The organism is Oligoflexus tunisiensis (genome assembly GCF_001748245.1).
Taxonomy (GTDB): Bacteria; Bdellovibrionota_B; Oligoflexia; order Oligoflexales; family Oligoflexaceae; genus Oligoflexus; species Oligoflexus tunisiensis.
In genome coordinates this window covers 2,133,737-2,152,625 of the sequence record NZ_BDFO01000001.1, presented here as the reverse complement: position 1 = coordinate 2,152,625, position 18,889 = coordinate 2,133,737, and the positions used below count along the sequence as shown (strand labels likewise).

The following is an 18,889-nucleotide window of genomic DNA, read 5'->3' as shown; positions in this document are numbered from 1 at the left end:
CACTTGCATCCCGGAAGAGCAAAGACTCTCACAACCTGAGAGCCTCGTGACCGCGTGGCTGTCTTCTCTCATATTCCTGCCACTCCCCCACCATCGTGCGTAAGCACGTCGTTATCCCATCCTTAATCTTCGCCATTCAATCGAGGGAAACGCCACGCTTATGCTCTCATTTAGGCTACTGAGACCTTTAACCGCCTGATTTTATTCAGGGACCTGCATGGACAATTTCAGTCAATCATAGAGAAGACGGAGAGTTGCCGGAATTATTGCAAAAAAATGCAGATGGCCCTGCATTTTGCAGCCGAGGGCTTCCTGCATAAAATCGTGGATAATTGGCCCGCTGTCCAGTTCTTTTAACAGAACGCAAGACAGACGGTTCCAATGGGTTATTTTTCCTTGTGCTGGAACTTGAGGTCGGCAGTGAAGGCAATCAGGGTTCGAATCGAAGCCGACTGATTCACCAAAGCCAAGGGGCTGATACGATCGGTGAGCAGGTTGGTATTGCTGATGGACTCAATCACCCCAACCAGATCCAAACTTTCAGCCATATTCAGGCGATAGATTTGATCCACATAGACACCGACGATCTTCGTGATCTTATCCGGAGACAGGGACCCGACTTCCACAAAGAGCTGCTCCAGGTAATCACGATCCGCCTGCGAGAGCATCAGCTTCAACGCATCCTTTTCCATACCGAGCATGCGCTTGAAGGAATCGACCCGATTCTGCTCCAGCGAACGGCGGCATTTCATCAGGAACGGGAAGAGGTCATTGCTCGGGCTCAGGTGCAGATACGGATAATAATCCACGCTCACCGCGCGAATCAGAAACGCGAGCCGATGGAAAAGATGCGTCGGCGGCACGCTCAAATAGTACTCACGGTCGATGTAAATCTCCCGCTTCTCAAAATCAAACTGGAAGCGATCCTCCAGCTTCGCCATATGGAAGAGGTGGTAGTTGTTTTCGTTCAAAAACTTCACATAGTAGCGCAGACCGCAGCGCTGGATCACCTCATCCTTCCACTCCAGATGGCGGCGGATCTTCTGCAATTCATCCGAACGGAACTTCAGACGCTCGGCGATACCTTTGATGTTCATATGGGACGCGAACTGCTGCACCACAATCGGATGCAGCGTTTTCAAAAGCCGCGCCAGAGGACTCTTGATTCCAGGATGGAACATCTCGCGTCCCATGCGGTCGGTCCATTTCAAATCATAAAAATAATCCGTGGGCTGACGCCAGACCTGATAACGCCACTGCTCGAGAAGCGGAATGTTCTCTTCAAATACGGCCGCAATTTGCACAGCCATGTGCTGTTCGGTTTTATCCGGCAAAGGATTGGCCAGGAGCCACTGACAAAGCCCCTCGCGAGCCCGTCCCTGGGTGGCTACAATCCGCCACTCATCCGGTTCAAACGTGATCTGCAGACGCTCATCCGGTTCCATGGAAGGCGGTGACGGATATTCGATCTGGGACGTCATGTCCTTATGGATCGCCGTGGCTTCCATCGATTCCCGGGGCCGAATCACGGTGTTGCGCGGCCCTGTGAGATCCGGACGCGGGGCCACCACCGTTGCGAGTCGCGGCTCATCCGCTTCCACACCATCCGGCAGCACAGGCACCGAGAAGCTGCTCGGCGGCCCGTCCATGGGTGGCGGCACCGGCAGACCCATGGGATGCTGGGCCACCTTGGTATCCATGGGACCGGGCTGCGCGTTATAGACAAACTTTTCAAAGTTCAGCGTACTGTCGGCCGAAGCCTCATTGTTGGACATGACCACAGCGGAACGTGGCCGCGTTTCAGCCGCACCACCCGTCTGAAACTCCGGAATTTCCGGCATTGGGGTCGGCGGCAGCGGCGGCGCCACAGCCTCGCCAAGGTCCAGGGCTTCCGGTTTGGCGCGAACCTGCGTGCCTTCCGGGCCCATGCCCCGCACGGATTCCCCTGCACCACCAAACTGTAAATCAACAGGCAGCGTGAAGCTGATATCCACATCGGTCGGTTCGGGTTTGATGCCCAGACGCTCACCGATCGTGATCAGATCATGTTCCAGGGCCGGCAGATCAAGATTGAAGCGCTCCACCGTTTCCCGATCCCTGCGCAGACGCGGCAGGATCCGGTGCAGGATTTCATAAAGGTCCGTGTCGGAATTGAATTCCGAATACAGGACGAGCAAGGGTCCCCAGGCGCGGACCTCATCCATATTCGCGGCGTAAACCTGTTCGAAGAGCGACAGGGCCTTGCGGCGATCCTTGCCCGACGCATACAGATGCTCAGCATGGAAGAGGCGCATTTCACGCTGCACTTCCACAGGGAAGCGAGCCTGCTTGTTATGATCGAGCAGCTCAGCGATGGTTTCAAAGAGGAAACTCATCATGCCGACTTCCTGCAAAAGATCCTTCGAGTAATCGAGCAGTCGTGACGTCTGCTCCGCGTTTTCCAGAAGCTCAAGGCTATGCAGCCAGTACCGCTCCATGGCGACCGTATCCCGCCGGTTGGCGAAGTATTCAAAGGCCGCCAGCGCCGTCGACTGTCCGATCAGACCCGTGGGCAGCAGGAAATTCAGATAATAACGCAGATCGTTTTCCCGGTTGTCATCCATCAGGGATTTCAAAATCGGGCTCACGATGCCTTTGATCAGATTGGTTTCCTGCCAGACGTCCAGCATCTGCTTCAGCAGGATGGTGGCTGCCTTCTGATGCTCCCAGAACGATTTGTCCCGAAGCATCTGCACGGCATAATCGCGGCTATGCAGGTCATCATCAAAGCCGATGCGTTCCAGCCAGATCGTCTTAAGCCCGTTCTGCTGCTCAGGGCTCAGATGGACAATGGCATCATGAATGAGGTCCAGATCCAGGGAATCGACCGTTGCCATCGCCAGGAATTCGGAAGCGAGGTGAAAGAGCTTGTCACGCATGACTTCCGTGCGAGCGAGAGGGATCTGCAGCCCAAGGACACGCAGAACATGCTGTGTTCGTCCCGACTGTCGGATCGTTTTCACAAATTCGCTCAGCTCCTCGTCCGTCAGGCTCGTGTGCTCGGCGAGGCGCTGCAGAATCTCAAGCCTTGTGCTGAGCATGCCCTGCACATTACGGGCGATGCGGAAGGCATGACGTTCATAGTTCACGGCCTTATCGATATCGCTGGCTGCCGAAGCCAGGCGCATCAAAAGATCGACCTTGATGGCCCCATCATCCAAGACCTCCACCATCAGGTCGGGTTCCAGATCAGGCACTTCGCCGATGCTTAATAGATATTCCAAATAGGGCTTGGCAAAAGCCTTATGCGGATCCGACCAAAGGTAAGTCAAGGCCATGTGCGCATGTTCACTGCGCTCCATGCCAAAGAGCAACAAATGTCGTATCAGCTCATCCATATAACGGTAGCGGGTGTCACCGGGTGTGGACTGCAGAGCCTGCAAACCCTTGAACAGAAGCGGTGTCAGGGCTTCGGTATCTTCAGTCGCTTCCACGGCGCTCTGGAGCAATTCAAAAATGCCAGGCGCGTTGACCTGCATTTCATAAAACGCAATGCGCTCCTCGAGAGGCCCGACATCATCCGAGTCCAGGGCAAACATTTCAATGGAGAAATGATCCCTTTCCGCGTCCGACACGCCATCATCGAAGTAATAGAGTTCCCGCAGGATCACCTTGCGATCGGCTTCATTGGCCGAGTTCAAGCGGTTTTTAAGAAGCTCAAAGCGCTGCCGGTTGAGCCCGTTGCGCGCATAATGCACATCCAGATAATCGAAAGCCGCCTCACTCAGATGGCCATGTTCAAAGGCACGCTCGTAATACTGCCGCGCCCGGTTGTTATCCTGAATATACTGCCGCGCGATATCGCCCATCAAAAGGAGATAATGCCCGCGCAGACTTTCATCCAGAAGATTGAGCTGCCAATCCATCGCCTGCAAAATCTTGTCATAAGGCAGACTCAGGTTCGGCCTCTGCAGTATGCTTTCAATCTGATTCACGTCGAGCAGCGAGCAGGTCAGAATCAGGCTGTAGAAGCGCCCCAGCTGTTCGCTGTCACCCACCTCATCCGCCAGAGCCAGAAGGGATTTGACGATCTGATCCGCGCGCTCATGCTGCCCGGCTTTGCTCGCGCTTTGCAGAGCCTGCATCAGCAGGTCACCATAGAAGACGGGATCCCCCAGGTTTTGAGCCAGGGGCAGGATCATATCAAAGGCTTCCGCTGTATCACCGGCCAGCTCACGGGCGCGTTCCAAACGCTCCTGAGCGAGATCCAGACGATGCAGTTCGTTCAACCAGATGGAGGAAATTTTCAGCTCCAATTCCACGCGCGACGACAAGGGCTCGTCCGGCGCAAGAAACTCGCAGGTCTCGACCAGAACATGCACCGCTTCATGAGCCCGCTGGAGCGCGATCAGAAGATCCGCGGCCAGCATCGCATATTTCACCTGACTGCGGTTGGTCTGCCAGCTCTTGAGAGCCCACTTGACGGCTTCCTCCTGATCCTCACCCTGTTTGATTTCGGCCAGACGGAAATAGATCGCGGCCCGGGTGCGGATCGGCACCTCACAGGACAGCAGACGATCCATGTAACCTTCCTCAGCCGCGGAATCATCGAAGTCACGCATCAAACGGATCAGCTTCACCAGGATGCGTGGCACTTCCCCACGGGTCTGCAAAACCCTTTCATAACAGGCCACGGCCCGTTGATCGTCCTTTTCATTCCAGGCATCCCCCAGCATCTCGGGCAGGGTGAGACTGGTGATATCAATGTCGGCGAAATCCAGGATCGCCTGCCCCAGGCTGTTGCCGAGCCGGGAGAGGTTTTCCAAAAGCACATCCGAATTCATCTCCGCGAGGCTCTTGCGAATCCACAGCGAAAGCGTCATCAGGTTGGCTGGATCATACTTGGACATCAAATCGAGATACGCCTGGTCAAAGGACAAACCGCCCCAAAGGGTCAGGAAAGCCCAGCGGCGCACAAGGTAGAGCGAGGACGGGTACTTCTGCAGATACTCACGGCACTGCGTGATGGCTCCTTCGTAATCCTCGAGCAGAATCAATTCATCGAGCTTTTGGAAACGGCGGGCCACTTCCTTCTGCTCCAGAACCTCGATCGGTGGAACGACCAGCTCCGGCAGTTCCTCTTTCTGACTCCAGGCCAGAGACCAGGCCGCTTCCCGAAAAACAAGCCGGACCTGTTGGAAGGGGCTCTCGGCCTTTTGCTGATCCTCATGGATCCACTGCATCAGAAAATCCGGCAGAAGACTGGCCTGAATCAGTGCCTTGCGCAGATCCTCAGCCGCCGCTGTCGTGATATAGGCATTGAAGTTGGCCTGGCCTTTCAGCGTGTCGCCGAACAAAGCCTCGGTCATGATTTTGGGAAATTCGATCAGAAGTTGACCGGGAACATTACCCAAAAAGAAATGTTTCGTCATGAATACGGAGAGCTGACCCAGAGCCTGGATCACGGTCAGATGGAGTCCCGCCATGCCGTGCGGCAGCTGGCTCCTCTGCAGGTCCTCCTGCTCGATCAAACGACTTTGGTCCGCATCCAGATCGCGATCGAGGAATTCAAAGAGCAGCCAGAAGCCGTCCTCGTTGTCATCCTGCAAGGCAATGGCGCGGAAAGATTCGAAGCGTTCCCGCAAAAGGTCTTCACAGTTTTGAACCAAAGATTCGCGACGCAGCTGGGCTTCGAACTGCGTTTGCAGGAGTTCCTGGCCATGCAGCTCCAGGGTCCAGTCCACAATTTGCCAAGGCAGCTGCTTGCGGTGGGGCGCACGCCCTTGATCCGCAGCCCACGTGAAGACATGTTCATCCTTTTGGATAAAGCCTGTGTCTTCCAGGTAGGTCTTCAGGTTTTGTAGGTTCTTCGCCGTCATGCCGCCTCGAAATTGTCACCTGATACAAAAACAGAATCTCTATCTGCGATCCAGCGTACTTGGACTGAATTTAATTTTGTCCACTTATGAGTCTCTCTGTCTTGTCGGTACAATGGGGGATAAGTTTAAGGAGATGACTATGGACTTTGTCAGAAGCGCACATCGCAAAGCCTCCTACCTCGATCAACAGGGCCTCGGCTCCCTGCTGCTTAAACTCCAGACAAGAATCCATGGTTTCCTGATGCAGGAACATGATCTACGACTCTTCAGTCCGGCACTCTCACGGTCTTTGACTTTTGACTTGACCTATCTCCTGATACGGCAGCGTGCCTGGCATAACGCCCCGATCCTCTCTGAGCTTTCCATCGATTTTTTATGCAGTGAGTTCCAGATCCCCAGACACCTCGGCACCCAACTGGTGGAAAACAGCCTGGATCTGCTGCATTCTTATACTCCGATTGAAATCGACTGGACCGCGGAAAAATATGAAGAGGAATTTCTCGAACACCTCTTTGTCTGTTCCACCCTGGCCACGAATGACGAGGAGCTGGCCGATGACATCGGCTTTGGGCGGAATCTGATCGAACTTTTGCGCACGGCTGTGCGGCTCGACCAGGACGCCGAAACCGCTGGACTCTTTCAGTTCGCCCCGGAGCTGGCCAGCAAACTCTATCGCATTATGAGCCGCATCTTCATCGAGCAGGAAGCCTGCCCATGGATCCTTGACCTGTATCGCCTGAAGAATATACTGCAGCGGGAACCCTACACGAAGAAAAAGACGCTGACGCCGGAATACCTCAATCGTCTTTTTAACATCCTGCTCTGCTGCAATTGGCAAGGCAATGATGCTAAAACCATCGCCGGCAGTGGCATTGGCGAACATCTGAGCAGCGATCTGGGTACACTAAGCCGTTGTGGACTCGTGTATGAAGAAAGCCGTCGCCGCCCTCTGCCCAGCCTGATTCGCTTGAGTGCCAAGGGTTTGGAGCTGACACGTGCGGCCTTCGCCTTTGCGGCTTGTGCCGTTCGGCATCCGGCACTCAAGGGGCTGCCCGCCATTTATCAGGCTGCAGTCCTGGAGCGATTGCTTAGCCATCCTAGCGAAGACCGGATGACCTGGATGAAAAATCAAACGCCCCTTCTGACTCCAGAGGCTTTGCGGCTGCTGATTGAAATTTTAAAACAACAGCAAAAAGACGAGACTTTGCTAGAGGTTTTCGAAAATTTGCTGCATAATCACGCACACGCGTGGATTCGCGCGGAGATCTGCGAAGCTCTCCCCCTTGCGGATAAGCCGGATGTTTCACAAAATCTTCTGCGACCTTTGGCCTCCCAGGATCCATCCCCGATGGTCCGGCAGGCGGCACGGGCCGCGCTCAAGAGACAGGCACGGATGGCAAGCAAGGTCTAGAAAGCGGCAATCCATGGCGTGTTCAAAGGTAGGAACAACAAGGGGCCATGGAGTTGCGCTATGCTTAAAGGAATGTCAGTTGCTGAAATCCGCGACCTCAATCTGGATGTGCATGATATTCAGATTCATCAGCAGCGAATCACGGAAGGTGTAAAAAATCGGGATGATCTTTTCATCCCTGTCGAGGATACCTGTCGACTGGAAAACGGGGGCATTCTTCCCCCGCGTTACCTGCATCAAATCCATCGCGATAAAGCCCAGGGTTTTGCGGCCTTCGTTCCGGCCGCAGGGGCGGCGAGTCGTTACTTCAAACCTCTGATGGATTTGCGTCAGGCTTTGGAGGAAGGCGACCAGGAAAAGATCGAGGCCCAGCATCGCAGCCTGCGACAGCAGGACGCAAGCAGCTGGCCTCTGCCTCTGCACCTGACGCAATTTATTACGCAGGAGCGTTGCCCCCGCATCAGCGCGGAAGAGGCCAAGGACATCATCACGGAAATCGATTTGCCGAAGGCACTTCTGCCTTGCTGGAAGGATGGTCCCACGTTTCTGCAGATGAAGCAGCAGGAGCATGAAAAAATCCACGGGATCATGGCGGAATATTACGTCGCGCCTCTGGAGCAGTCTGGTCTCTTCGCCGAGCACCTCGCCGGTAAGACCCCCGAGGACGCGCATCCGCTTTATTTTTTGGAGCAAGGGGAACAGCTTTCCACGCTGCGCTTTCGTCCGGATGGAATGCCTTACCGCACGCCCGAGGGTAAACTTTCCATCGTGCCTGCGGGCCACGGCATGCTCGTGAAACTCTTTCAGGATGTTCGGCAAAAAACTCCCACCGCGCACTCGCTGTTCATTCGCAATATCGACAACGTCAACGGCTGGAGTCGCGAGGTGCAGGACGAAACCGAACTCTTCCTCGTGCAGCACCAGATGGTTCTGGCCACCGTCCGCCGCATTCGGCAAAGTTTGCACAGCGATGATCTGACAACAGCGGCCCAGCTGGCGGACGAACTCCTGCAGAATATGGTCAACCCGCGGCCCATACCGACCGGCTCGTGGCTCAAGGAGTTGGAACGCCCCTGGCTGCCGCTCTGGAAACTTCTGGTGCAGGGCTTCCATTGTCCCGAGTCGCATGCGCTCCGGATGCGCCGCAATCATCAGGACAAACGCGCGCTGAAGGAACTCTATGATCGGCCGGTGAATACCTTGGGCCAGGTTCCAAATAGCGGCAAAGACATAGGCGGCACACCGGTTTTCGCCCACACCAAAGACGGCGAAGTCAGCATCTGTCTGGAATTGCCGCATGTGAGCGCCGTGGATCGCAAACGGTTTTTGGAGGATCCGACCAAGGCCACGCATTTCAATCCGGTCTTTGTCGCGGCGGAGATCCCGGAACATTCCCGCGCCTATGATCTTGAAAATTGTCCGTTCTGGATCCTGGCGGAAAAAACCATGCATGGGGAACCCGTGGTTTATCATGAAATCGTGCTCTATGAAGTGATCGGCAATAGTCTGACGGCCAATGTCCTCTATCCGGAAATTTCCCGGAAATTGTTCCATCCGCACAAGACTCTGCTCGATGGCGTGAAACCCATGTCATGAGGTTGAACGGCGGACATCAGGCCCGATCCATACGAGGGGTTTTCGGATAGGGCGTCCGCCAGTCCTTTGACGAAACGACAATCCCCTGACACCACAAACCCGCCAGGACCCAGGCAGCACGCACCCTGCGTAGCACCCGTACTGCAAGGTTTACCCGTTGAAGAACACCGTAAACCCTCCCTAGAATGGTAATAGATAACCCCAACCATTCTCGGAAGGAGTTCTTTCATGGGTCCGCAAGTCGGCAAGTCGGTCTTCAAAAAAGCTCTGGTGGAGCTGGGTCACGACCCAGGACAATACGAAGGCAAGCGTGTATCTCTGGGTGGAATGTGCGAGCTCTATGAGCTGGACCAGGACTTTGTGCTGGATGCCATCGAACGCAAGGAAATCGCGGCCCACTATGACTACTACCACGACACCATTTGGGTTGATGCTTTGGATGCTGCTCATTTCTACTACTGCTATCTGAGTCGTGAGAAACTCTTTAATCCATGAGGTGGGCCGGGTTCATACCCCTGCTTCCTCGGGAAGAAACCTGCTGACATTTTAGGACGCTCGAGGTATATGAGATGGTTCCGCCCTTGGCAAAAGGGCGCGGAATCCTGCCGGCCAACAACTGAGGTCAACGTATCATGTCTTTGCTTGCCAGGCTCAACCTCAATTATCTACGCATTTTTCTCGTAGTGTATCGGACTCGCAGTATGACTTTGGCAGCCAAGCAGTTGCACTTGACTCAATCAGGAGTCAGTCAGCAGATCAAGTCACTCGAGGATACACTCGGTATCATTCTCTTTGATCGGATCAACCGCAAAATCATCCCAACCGATGAAGCTGAACAGCTCTATGCCGAGTGTTCCCGGCGCCTGGACGATCTGGAGAATACGCTGCGGCAGATTTCCAACCAGGACAATGAGCTGCAGGGTCGTGTCAAAGTTGGAATCTCACCTTCCCTTCGCGAACGTCGGATTACGGAGCTGCTGGCTCAATTTGGACGCCAGCATCCGAAAGTGAAGTTCGACATGCGGGTGGGATTGGCCAGTGAGCTGAGCACCTGGTTCGAGAAGGGTCGTCTGGACTTTGCCTTTGCCGACGCATTTGTCAACGAGCCCAATATCGAATTCGATGAAGTGGCCAGCGATCCGTACGATCTCATCTGTCACGAGGATTTCGTGCAGCAGTTCAAGGAGTCCGATGAACTCTTTGACAACTACTGCCGTCTGCCCTTTGTGAATTATGTGGAAGCACCTGAACTCCTGAACGCCTGGTTCAAGAAAAACTTCAACCGCCTGCCGAAGGAGCTCGATATCCGCTGCACCGTGATGGATCATCACGCGGTGGCCGACTTCGTGCGGGAAGGCATGGGGGCCGGGCTCCTGCCCGAGGCCAGCCTGAAAAGTCTTCTGAACCGTGAGCCCAAACTGCGGCGTCTGCATGTGAAGGCCACCGTTTCCAATCGAATCCGCGTGGCTTACCTACGCAAGCGTACCATGGGCCTGGCGGCGAAGATCTGCCTGCAGTGGATCTCAGAGCAGATGGGACAGACTCCCTTGCCCGCGCCGGACAAGACCGAAAAGTGATGGGTTGCGGACTCTGGGATGAGTTGGCTTGCGGAGAAGGATGCGGTCTCTGAGGATGAGTTGGCTTGCGGAAAATTGACAAGCAATAAGGCGAGCTTATTACAATTACCAAGATTAAATAATTTCACAGCATTATGAAGCAACGATAAAGTGGCCTAAGAATGAACAAGAGGGTTGGAAGGCGGCCACCTTTACTCCAAAAAAGCTCTCCGGTATACACATGTTCTCCCGACAGATCCCGATATCATCTGCCCCTTCCACCCTCATGACACATCCGTAGCACCTCCCCCATAATTCTCTTGATTCCCCGCCCGGAATCGAAGCATTTCCATAAAGCAAAGCTGATCCCTGCACATTTAACGTGAAAAAGGGTTTCCATGTCGTCTTATCGTTTGATCGTCGATGCCACACGATCCTCGCTCTTCAAGGGTTTTGATCCCCCACAAACTGTCACCGATTTGAACCTTCATGTCTATGCGCATCAGCCGGGACCCATTCCCGGCCCGGTTCGCCAACAGGTCCTGGGGATCAACAGTGCCGGCAACACCGCCCTGGTTGTTCCGGAACGCCCGTGGAAGGCTGTGTTCCTCGATATGGATTCCACGGTGATCGCCGAGGAATCGATTGTCGAATTGGCCCGGGCCGCGGGTCGCGAGGAGGAGGTGCATCGCATCACGGAGCAGGCGATGGCCGGCCTTCTCGACTTCAAGGAGGCGCTGCGGCAGCGTGTGGCCATGCTGCGCGGGGTCCCGGCCACAGTCATCGACAGCGTGGGGCAAAGGCTGACCATCAATCCCGGCATGCACGAGTTCGCCCGGGCGGCTCGTGCACGCGGCGTGGAACTTCATCTCGTCTCCGGCGGCTTCAACCCGCTGGCGCAAAAGATCGTTAGCGAGCTGGATTTTCAGGGTTTCCGCGCCAATGAACTGGCTGTGGCGAACGGTCAGCTGACCGGCGAACTCATCGGTGAGATCGTGGACGCCGAAGTCAAAGCCGGGTATCTGGATGCGATCTGCCGGCAGCGCGGATTCGCTCATGAGGACGTGGCGGCTGTCGGCGACGGTGCCAATGACCTGCCCATGCTGCTCAAGGCCGGTGCTGCGATCGGCTATCACCCCAAGGCCGTGCTTTTGCCTCATATCCACGGCGCCAATCTTCACGACCATCGAGTGCTCGTACATGCCCTTCTTTAGTGGTACAAATAGGAATGAATGACGATCAGGTATCAACAGGGAGGTGAGGCCAGTCTGGCTTCGCCTCTCCGTTTTCGATGAGGTTTGCATGCATCTGAGGTTTCTGAACAGCACCAAAGGTATTCTGCCTAAAAAAGGTGCTGTCTTCATGGTCGGGTCTCTCAAGGCTTTTCAAAACAAACTGCATGAAAAAATTCTGCCGGCCGAGGTCGCAGCCTTGTTTCAGGAAGCTCTGAAAACCCCCCGCCTCGGACGCACGCCCATCAGCTTTCAAACCCTGACCGGTCTCACGAGCCCCCACAAGGTGGTGATGGGCATACTTCCCGAAAAAGTGGCCAAGGATAACAGTCCAACCCGCCGGGAATGGTTTTTTCAGCAGCTCGACGCTATTGAAAGCGAGGAGCATTCCCTCGTGGTGCTCTATCTCGATCGGCCCGAACATTATGTAAGTGTGGCCACCGCAGTGGCCCGGCGTCTGCGCCTTGTGAACCGCCGCAGAAATGCCAAACCGCGAACCATTCATGTCATCGCGCTCGATCACAAAGGACATGTGATCGAGGCCAACGAGCGCGTGCGCAGTCTCAGCGAGCAGGTGGTCTGGGCCTGCCAGGTCGTGGATCTGCCGCCCAATGAACTGACGCCGGATGCCTTTGCGGATGAGGTGAAGGATAAATTCAAGGGCATTCCGGGCTGCACTTATAAGGAAATCGTCGGGAGCCGCCTGAAAACGGAAGGTCTTTTGGGTATTCACGCGGTCGGCAAAGGCGCGGCCGAGCCTCCGCGCATGGTGATCCTCGACTATAAACCCAGGACCGCGAAAAAAACGGTGGTGCTCGCCGGCAAAGGAGTCACCTTTGATACCGGCGGCCTGAGCCTGAAACCCGGAGCCAGCATGGTCGGCATGAAGGGTGACATGGGCGGAGCCGCGGCGATACTCGGGGCCTTTCATTATCTGATCCTGAACAAGTGTCCGCATCGCGTGATCGCCTGCGTGGGCCTCGTGGAAAATGCGATAGGTCCGCATTCCTTCCGCAACGATGATGTGATCAAAATGCATTCGGGCAAAACGGTGGAAGTGAATAACACCGATGCCGAGGGCCGCATTGTGCTCGCCGATTGCTTATCCTACTGTGCCCGCAAATATAAACCGGATCTGATCATCAACGCGGCCACGCTCACGGGCGCTCAGATGGTGGCCACCGGACTTCTGCATGCCGGCGTCGTCTCCAACCGTGAAGATCTGGAGCAGCTCGCGAAAAAAGTCGGCCTGGAAACCGGTGACATGGTGGTCCCCCTGCCCTTCGCGCCGGAGCTTTATCAAAATGAATTCAAAAGCCAGATCGCCGACATGGTGAACTCCGTGAAAAACCGCAGCAACGCGCAGCCGAGCTGTGCCGCCCAATTTATCTATAGCCATATGGATGACCTGGATATTCCCTGGCTTCATATCGATATGGCCGGCCCATCGAATACGGCGGGTGGCCTCGGTACGGGCTACGGAATTCAACTCATATCGCGGCTGACTCAGGAATATGTTTAAATCATCGGCCGCAAAGCCAGGACCAGACTGCCCTATAAGCTTGACCCCGGGGTGCTCATCCTGTAACAAGGGTGAACCTTTGTGAGCTGTTTATTTTCCCACCTCGGAGTCCGGTATGATCTCTTATCTCGGCGTTACCTTTGACGAACTATTGCAGGCCTTTGAAGATTCCTTTGCCTTTTCCGACGATCGCCCGGAGCGACTTCTGGAAGAACCCATCGAAGTTTCAGAAGCTGACGCGGATGATGAAGATGACGTGTCCGATGAGGACGAGGACGAGGACGAAGATGCCGAAGCCCTGGAAAGCGATGGCATCCATATCGACGAGGACGGGCAGCTCCACGCCTATGGCGAGACTGTGTCCGACGCGGCCGAAACCGCACTTGCATTTTTGACGGACTACATCGTTGCGGACGACATGGACGAGACCTGGCTGCCTCTGCATGAAGCCCGCGGTGCTCTGCTCGCCCTGCAAAGCCTGATGGATGAGCTGGATGATATTCCCGAGGTCGATTGCGCTTATCACTTTGTGATTACCCGGGCCCCTACGACCGGCTACCCGGATTTTGTCACCATGCGCCCTCTCAATGGCGAAACAGCGCCAGCGGAATCCTTGACCCGCACCGACAAGGCCTACGAGGGTGTGGTGAACGACAATACGGCCCTCACGGAACTCTTTGCCAAAGCCGCCATTCCCGAAGATGAGCAGGAACTCCTGGCTGATGTGATTTCCGAGGCGGTCGCCTCTCTCGCTGAGGAACAGTGTGCTGTGGTTCTGGATGTCAAAGCCTTCTGTCGGGCCTTGTCCAGCATGGCTACGGCTCATCGTGGAGAGAATGCGCCTCTATAAGATGAGGCCAGCAAAAGCCTCCATCGAAGGCGATGGAGGCTCATAGGAATTTAGAAATTCTCGACCTGAACGCGCAGGTCATCCAGCAGAACACCAACCGAGTCATCCGCAGCGCCGACATCGACCCATTCGATCTTGGTCAGACCGCTGGCGGCCACAAACTCAAAGCTCACGTCCTGCCAGGCATTCGTAAAGGCACGAAGATCGCGAACCACCTGGCCGTTGATCTTGACCTGAAGACCCTGAAGGAATGGACCAACTCCACCCGGCAAAGGCTGCTGACGGACTTTGAAACTGACCCGATACACGCGACCGGCATTCAAAACAAGTTCCTTGCGAATCGCAAGATTGCTCGCGCCCCGTATGGGGTCGATGGCATCCTCGGGCCAGCAGGCGCTGTCTGTGTCGACAAACTGCTGACCTTCGGCGGCGCCGATGTTATCCACGCCACCTTCCAGCGTTGCGAAACGCATCGCCTCAAAGAGGGGCAGACCACAGGAAGGAATTTGCGTCGTGGGGTTCACCCAGTCGATGACCGTGGTCATCACAAATTCCTTCAGTTCATGATAGAGATAGGAATCGAAGTCGGGGAACTGGGTTCCTTCAAAGCCTTCATTCCAAAGCGGAACAAGACTCGCCGTTTTGTTGGCATTCACGGTTGCAAGACGACTGTCCGCAGGGACAAGGTCGGACACCACGCCTCCAAAGCTATCACCGCTATCGACCTTAACAGTCAGGCGCGCTTTACGGATCGACTGCTTGAGGGATATCAAATCAGACGCCTGGAACTGCACTTCAACGAGACTCGCGGATCCTGGTGACACGGCGCGCAGGACGGCCGTGGAGCCGGTCAGCTGCCATTGGTTCAGCAAGGTGACCTGCATATTGGTGTGACCTGGTTCACGGTAAACACCGCACTGCAGCGTGGCGTTTTGTTGAATATTATTGCCAAGCTCCTCTTTCTCGATACAGGCGAGATAGGAACCAATGATATTGCTGGGCGGCGAAACGCGTTCGGCCTCAGCATCATCCTCAGTCTGCTTATCAGAAGGATCTGTTTTCTTATCTGCTGGACGCACGGGCCCCTGCAGAGGGCCATTCTGTTGACAGGCGATCATCTGCGAAAAAAGACCGAGCAGTAGCACCCACGACCGAAGTCGTAGGACAAGCCAATCCTGATTCATGGTATGCCTCTAATTGCAAGTGCAGACGCTATCGGAATTTCGAGTGAAAACTTTACCGATCCGTACAAATTTAGACTTCCCTCAAGTTTTTCCTTAATTTAGCCGATAAGGCAGCGATTCGGGTAAAAACACACAAACCTCTTACGATAGGATTAGCCATGAGGAAATGCCATGTACGCGTCATTGCTCGTGATTTTGATCCTGTCGATGATCCCTTCCGCCTGCTCGTCCTCCCGGTTACGCGGTAAATCCGCCAGCGCTGATACGGACATCCCAGATAAAACTGTGGAGTCTTCGGAGGCCACGATCACGGCGCCCTTTTCCGGCATCCATGATTGCAAGGTATCGGCACCCCCACGGGTCTGTGGGCTGGCCTCGCTTGCGGCTGAGCTGCAAACGGTCGATAGTCTGGGAAACTCCCAGACATTGCACGGCATTCGCCTCGCCTCCCGGAAAACCGATCAACAGGCCTGGCAGGATCTGACCCTGCAGGCGTCATGCCTGTCGGAAAATTCCTTTGTCCAGGGACAGTGGGATCGCGCAGTCTTTCAAGGCAGTGAAATGATCCTGACAGAACTCTCGCGCACGGCCTGGCGCCAGGCCAGCTTTAAGGATTCCGATCTGAGGCTTTCCCACTTTGCGGATGCGGATATTACGGAATTGAATGTGAAGAATACCTGCCTGGCTGCCGTCAACTGGAGCGCCACCCGTTTTCAGGATGTGAGCATCGAGGATTCGGCGGCTGATTTCGGCAATTTCTCCGCCATCGTCAGCCAGGGTCGTTTCGCTTTTGTGCGAGGCCGGCTGATCGATTCCAACTTCAGTTATGCCTCCTTTGAAGGTGACGTGGATTTCCAGGATAGCGACATGCGCGGCGTGAACCTGACCGGCGCCACCTTCAATGGAACTGTGAACTGGCAGGGAGCCCAGCTCAGCGGCGCCCTCTGGATGGACGGTCGCGTCTGTGCCGAGGGCTCCATCGGTCAATGCAATTAAGGATTACCAGGACCAGTTACGATACTCCTGCCTTAGCTCGGTTTTCTTGAATTTCCCGGCTGACGTTCGTGGAATGGCGTCCACAAAAACAAAGGCATCCGGCAGCTGGAATTTCGCAAAATGCGGCGCCATATGCTCCTTCAATTCGTCGGAACTGGCTTTGGCTCCTGGTTTCAGGACCACCACGGCCAGCGGTCTTTCACTCCATTTGGGGTGCGGCACGCCGATGACCGCAGCCTCCCGCACCGCCGGATGACCCATGATTACGTTTTCCAGCGTCTGGCTGGCAATCCATTCACCACCGGATTTAATCAGATCCGCGGTGCGATCCGTAAGCTGGATGTAACCGAGGGCATCGCGGTTGGCGACATCACCCGTCTTAAAATAACCATCCGCCGTCCAGCGTTGATCGACTACACCGGACGTATAACCACGGGTAATCCAGGGGCCTCGGATCTGCACCTCGCCACTGGTTTTTCCATCCGCTGGCACTTCACCCTTTTCATTGCACACCCGGATTTGAACCAGAGGCGCCGGACGCCCCTGTTTCGCGCGCAGTTTATACTGCTCATCCAAAGGCAGGTTCCGGGCGGCCGGTGAAAGACGCGACACCAGACCGACCGGTGAGGTTTCTGTCATGCCCCAGGCTTGAATCAGCTGCAATCCCATGCGATCAAAATCGCGAATCAACTGCTCCGGCGCCGCCGCTCCGCCCACCACCATGCGAGCGTTCAGGTTGCGAGGTCGGGCATCGAGTTCCTCGCGAATGCCCAGCCAGATCGTGGGAACCCCGGCCGCTACGGTGACCTTTTCCGCTTCCATCAGATCCAGAAGACTGGGAGCATCGAGGAAAGGTCCCGGCAGGACCTGGCGCGCGCCGACGAGCACGGACGTATAAGGCAGCCCCCAGGCATTCACATGAAACATCGGGACCACCGCCAGGAGGCAGTCATCCTGTGACAAATCCAGGCAGTCGGGCAAGGCTGTCACCAGGCTGTGCAGAATGGTGGAACGATGGGAATATACCACACCCTTGGGGCGACCTGTGGTGCCGCTCGTATAGCAGCATCCCAGCGGATCATTTTCCTGAATTTTAGGCAGGGTGATCTGCGGGTTGCCCCGCTCCAGAAAATCTTCATAAGGAATGGCATCCGGGGGCAGCGGCTTCGCGGTTCCGACCACGATCACTTTTTCAAAGTGATGTTTACCACGGAACGCTTCGAAAAGTGGCAGCAGGACGTCATCCACAATCAAAAAACGATCCTGCGCATCGGCAGCGATATAAGCGATTTCATCCGGATGCAGACGCAGATTCAAGGTATGAATCACCGCTCCCGCCAAAGGAATTCCAAGATAGCATTCCAGATGCTGGGAATGATTCCACATCAGCGTGGCCACCCGATCCCGCGGCTTGATGCCGGCGTCAATCAACGCCCGGGCCAGTCTTTCCGTTCTTTCAGCGATTGCGCCGTAAGTGGTTTTATGAAGTTGTCGATCCGGAAGCCGGGACACGACCTCCACGTCCGCCGCCGTGGACCGGGCGCGGTCCAGAATCATTTCGATTGTTAAAGGAATGTCCATCATGGTGGATTCAAACACGCGAGCCCCCTTGTGTATGATTTGGAATGAAGCTCGCAAATTTTTTTTGGATAGGAAAGCGCAAAATTTGCGATTATCCTGACGTGAGTATTCACCCGTGGAGTCTGCCATGCCTTTGAGCTATATGCCGCCGGCTGTTGTGAAAAATTTTCAAGGCATGATCAGTTCATCCCCATCCATGTTTCAATTTTTTGAAATGCTCAAAAAGGCCGCGAACACCGAGGCGCCGGTTTTGATACGCGGTGAATCCGGAACGGGAAAGGAGCTGGCCGCACGCGCCATTCACACCCTCAGTCGGCGGGTCCAGGGTCCGTTTCACGCCTTGAATTGTGCAACGCTGACCCGTGAACTCGCCATATCGGAACTCTTTGGTCATGTGAAGGGTGCGTTTACCGGAGCCTCCCAGAATCGCAAGGGGCTCTTTGAAGTGTCGCACAAGGGTTCGCTCTTTCTGGATGAGATCGCGGAAATTCCGCTCGATGTGCAGCCGCGTCTCTTGCGCGTTTTGCAGGAACAAACGTTCACGGCCCTGGGATCCACCACACCGAAAGCCGTGGATGTGCGATTGATTTCCGCGACGCACGAATCGCTCCGGCAGGTGGTCGAGGAACAAAGATTCCGCGCGGACCTTATGTATCGCGTGCGAGTCATTCCCCTGTTTCTGCCGCCGCTTCGGGAGCGTGGGCAGGATATTACCATGCTTGCGCATCGCTTTCTGGAGCAGCTCAATCAGAATGCATCCCGTCAGGTGCTGCGCATTCAGCCCAAGGCCCTTGAAGCCATGCTCAGTTACCCCTGGCCCGGCAATATCCGCGAGCTGCGCAATGTCATGGAGTATGCGCATGTGATGGGTGAAGGGCCTGAGGTGACACTGAATGATTTAACCCCGGAGCTGCGCGGCGAATCTCCACCCGGTACCGAGGACAATATCAAATCGCGGGAACGCAAAAGCATCCTGGATGCGCTCGAAGTCTCGGGCGGTTCCCGCCAGGAGGCTGCAGAAAAGCTCGGCATGAGTCGCGCCACGCTCTGGCGGAAAATGCGGGAATATCGGCTGGGGTGAATGGTTCCGCCCGGATGGTGCG

At 55.4% G+C, this 18,889-nt stretch carries 12 protein-coding genes; 9 read left to right on the top strand and 3 right to left on the bottom strand.

The window, feature by feature from the left end; all coding sequences use genetic code 11:
• Positions 1-386 precede the first annotated feature (386 nt).
• A complete protein-coding gene (locus OLTU_RS09375; protein WP_141732498.1) occupies positions 387-5,858 on the bottom strand; it encodes a hypothetical protein in 5,472 nt (1,823 codons plus the stop codon).
• Positions 5,859-5,997: 139 nt separating this feature from the next.
• Here OLTU_RS09375 and OLTU_RS09370 point away from each other — a divergent pair, with 139 nt between their 5' ends.
• From OLTU_RS09370 to OLTU_RS09340, 7 genes are all read left to right on the top strand, one after another.
• On the top strand, positions 5,998-7,269 hold the full coding sequence (locus OLTU_RS09370; RefSeq protein WP_176736470.1) for a HEAT repeat domain-containing protein: 1,272 nt from the start codon (positions 5,998-6,000) through the stop codon (positions 7,267-7,269).
• 60 nt (positions 7,270-7,329) lie between these two features.
• Positions 7,330-8,865 carry a DUF4301 family protein gene (locus OLTU_RS09365; RefSeq protein WP_141732496.1) on the top strand — a complete coding sequence of 512 codons (1,536 nt, stop codon included), beginning with the start codon at positions 7,330-7,332 and terminating at the stop codon, positions 8,863-8,865.
• Positions 8,866-9,093: 228 nt separating this feature from the next.
• Entirely contained in the window at positions 9,094-9,360 is a 267-nt protein-coding gene (locus OLTU_RS09360; protein WP_141732495.1) for a hypothetical protein, read from the top strand.
• A 137-nt stretch (positions 9,361-9,497) separates the two neighbouring features.
• Entirely contained in the window at positions 9,498-10,442 is a 945-nt protein-coding gene (locus OLTU_RS09355) for a LysR family transcriptional regulator (protein ID WP_141732494.1), read from the top strand.
• Between the two features lie 377 nt (positions 10,443-10,819).
• Positions 10,820-11,635, top strand: coding sequence for a phosphoserine phosphatase SerB (gene serB / locus OLTU_RS09350; RefSeq protein WP_141732493.1), 816 nt, complete (start codon positions 10,820-10,822; stop codon positions 11,633-11,635).
• Between the two features lie 88 nt (positions 11,636-11,723).
• Positions 11,724-13,175, top strand: a complete 1,452-nt coding sequence (locus tag OLTU_RS09345; RefSeq protein ID WP_141732492.1) for a M17 family metallopeptidase — start codon at positions 11,724-11,726, stop codon at positions 13,173-13,175.
• Positions 13,176-13,290: 115 nt separating this feature from the next.
• Positions 13,291-14,025, top strand: a complete 735-nt coding sequence (locus tag OLTU_RS09340; protein WP_141732491.1) for a hypothetical protein — start codon at positions 13,291-13,293, stop codon at positions 14,023-14,025.
• Between the two features lie 50 nt (positions 14,026-14,075).
• Here the strand turns inward: OLTU_RS09340 and OLTU_RS09335 are convergent, their stop codons facing one another.
• The gene (locus OLTU_RS09335) at positions 14,076-15,209 is read right to left on the bottom strand and encodes a hypothetical protein (protein WP_141732490.1); all 1,134 of its coding nucleotides are present in this window, start codon (positions 15,207-15,209) and stop codon (positions 14,076-14,078) included.
• A 171-nt stretch (positions 15,210-15,380) separates the two neighbouring features.
• Between OLTU_RS09335 and OLTU_RS09330 the strand changes: the two genes are divergently transcribed.
• Positions 15,381-16,205, top strand: coding sequence for a pentapeptide repeat-containing protein (locus OLTU_RS09330; protein ID WP_141732489.1), 825 nt, complete (start codon positions 15,381-15,383; stop codon positions 16,203-16,205).
• Positions 16,206-16,208: 3 nt separating this feature from the next.
• On the opposite strand, the gene OLTU_RS09325 is transcribed toward OLTU_RS09330, so the two are convergent.
• Positions 16,209-17,804 (bottom strand): long-chain fatty acid--CoA ligase, encoded by a 1,596-nt coding sequence (locus OLTU_RS09325; RefSeq protein ID WP_218109941.1) that lies wholly within the window; start codon positions 17,802-17,804, stop codon positions 16,209-16,211.
• A 109-nt stretch (positions 17,805-17,913) separates the two neighbouring features.
• On the opposite strand from OLTU_RS09325, the gene OLTU_RS09320 reads away from it, so the two are divergent.
• Positions 17,914-18,867, top strand: a complete 954-nt coding sequence (locus OLTU_RS09320) for a sigma-54 interaction domain-containing protein (protein ID WP_141732488.1) — start codon at positions 17,914-17,916, stop codon at positions 18,865-18,867.
• The last annotated feature ends 22 nt before the right edge of the window (positions 18,868-18,889 follow it).

What these genes read in the sequence shown, in the direction of transcription:
- OLTU_RS09375 (WP_141732498.1), bottom strand. Translation starts at nt 5,858, where the DNA reads ATGACGGCGAAGAACCTACAAAACCTGAAGACCTACCTGGAAGACACA.
- OLTU_RS09370 (WP_176736470.1), top strand. Translation starts at nt 5,998, where the DNA reads ATGGACTTTGTCAGAAGCGCACATCGCAAAGCCTCCTACCTCGATCAA.
- OLTU_RS09365 (WP_141732496.1), top strand. Translation starts at nt 7,330, where the DNA reads ATGCTTAAAGGAATGTCAGTTGCTGAAATCCGCGACCTCAATCTGGAT.
- OLTU_RS09360 (WP_141732495.1), top strand. Translation starts at nt 9,094, where the DNA reads ATGGGTCCGCAAGTCGGCAAGTCGGTCTTCAAAAAAGCTCTGGTGGAG.
- OLTU_RS09355 (WP_141732494.1), top strand. Translation starts at nt 9,498, where the DNA reads ATGTCTTTGCTTGCCAGGCTCAACCTCAATTATCTACGCATTTTTCTC.
- serB (WP_141732493.1), top strand. Translation starts at nt 10,820, where the DNA reads ATGTCGTCTTATCGTTTGATCGTCGATGCCACACGATCCTCGCTCTTC.
- OLTU_RS09345 (WP_141732492.1), top strand. Translation starts at nt 11,724, where the DNA reads ATGCATCTGAGGTTTCTGAACAGCACCAAAGGTATTCTGCCTAAAAAA.
- OLTU_RS09340 (WP_141732491.1), top strand. Translation starts at nt 13,291, where the DNA reads ATGATCTCTTATCTCGGCGTTACCTTTGACGAACTATTGCAGGCCTTT.
- OLTU_RS09335 (WP_141732490.1), bottom strand. Translation starts at nt 15,209, where the DNA reads ATGAATCAGGATTGGCTTGTCCTACGACTTCGGTCGTGGGTGCTACTG.
- OLTU_RS09330 (WP_141732489.1), top strand. Translation starts at nt 15,381, where the DNA reads ATGTACGCGTCATTGCTCGTGATTTTGATCCTGTCGATGATCCCTTCC.
- OLTU_RS09320 (WP_141732488.1), top strand. Translation starts at nt 17,914, where the DNA reads ATGCCTTTGAGCTATATGCCGCCGGCTGTTGTGAAAAATTTTCAAGGC.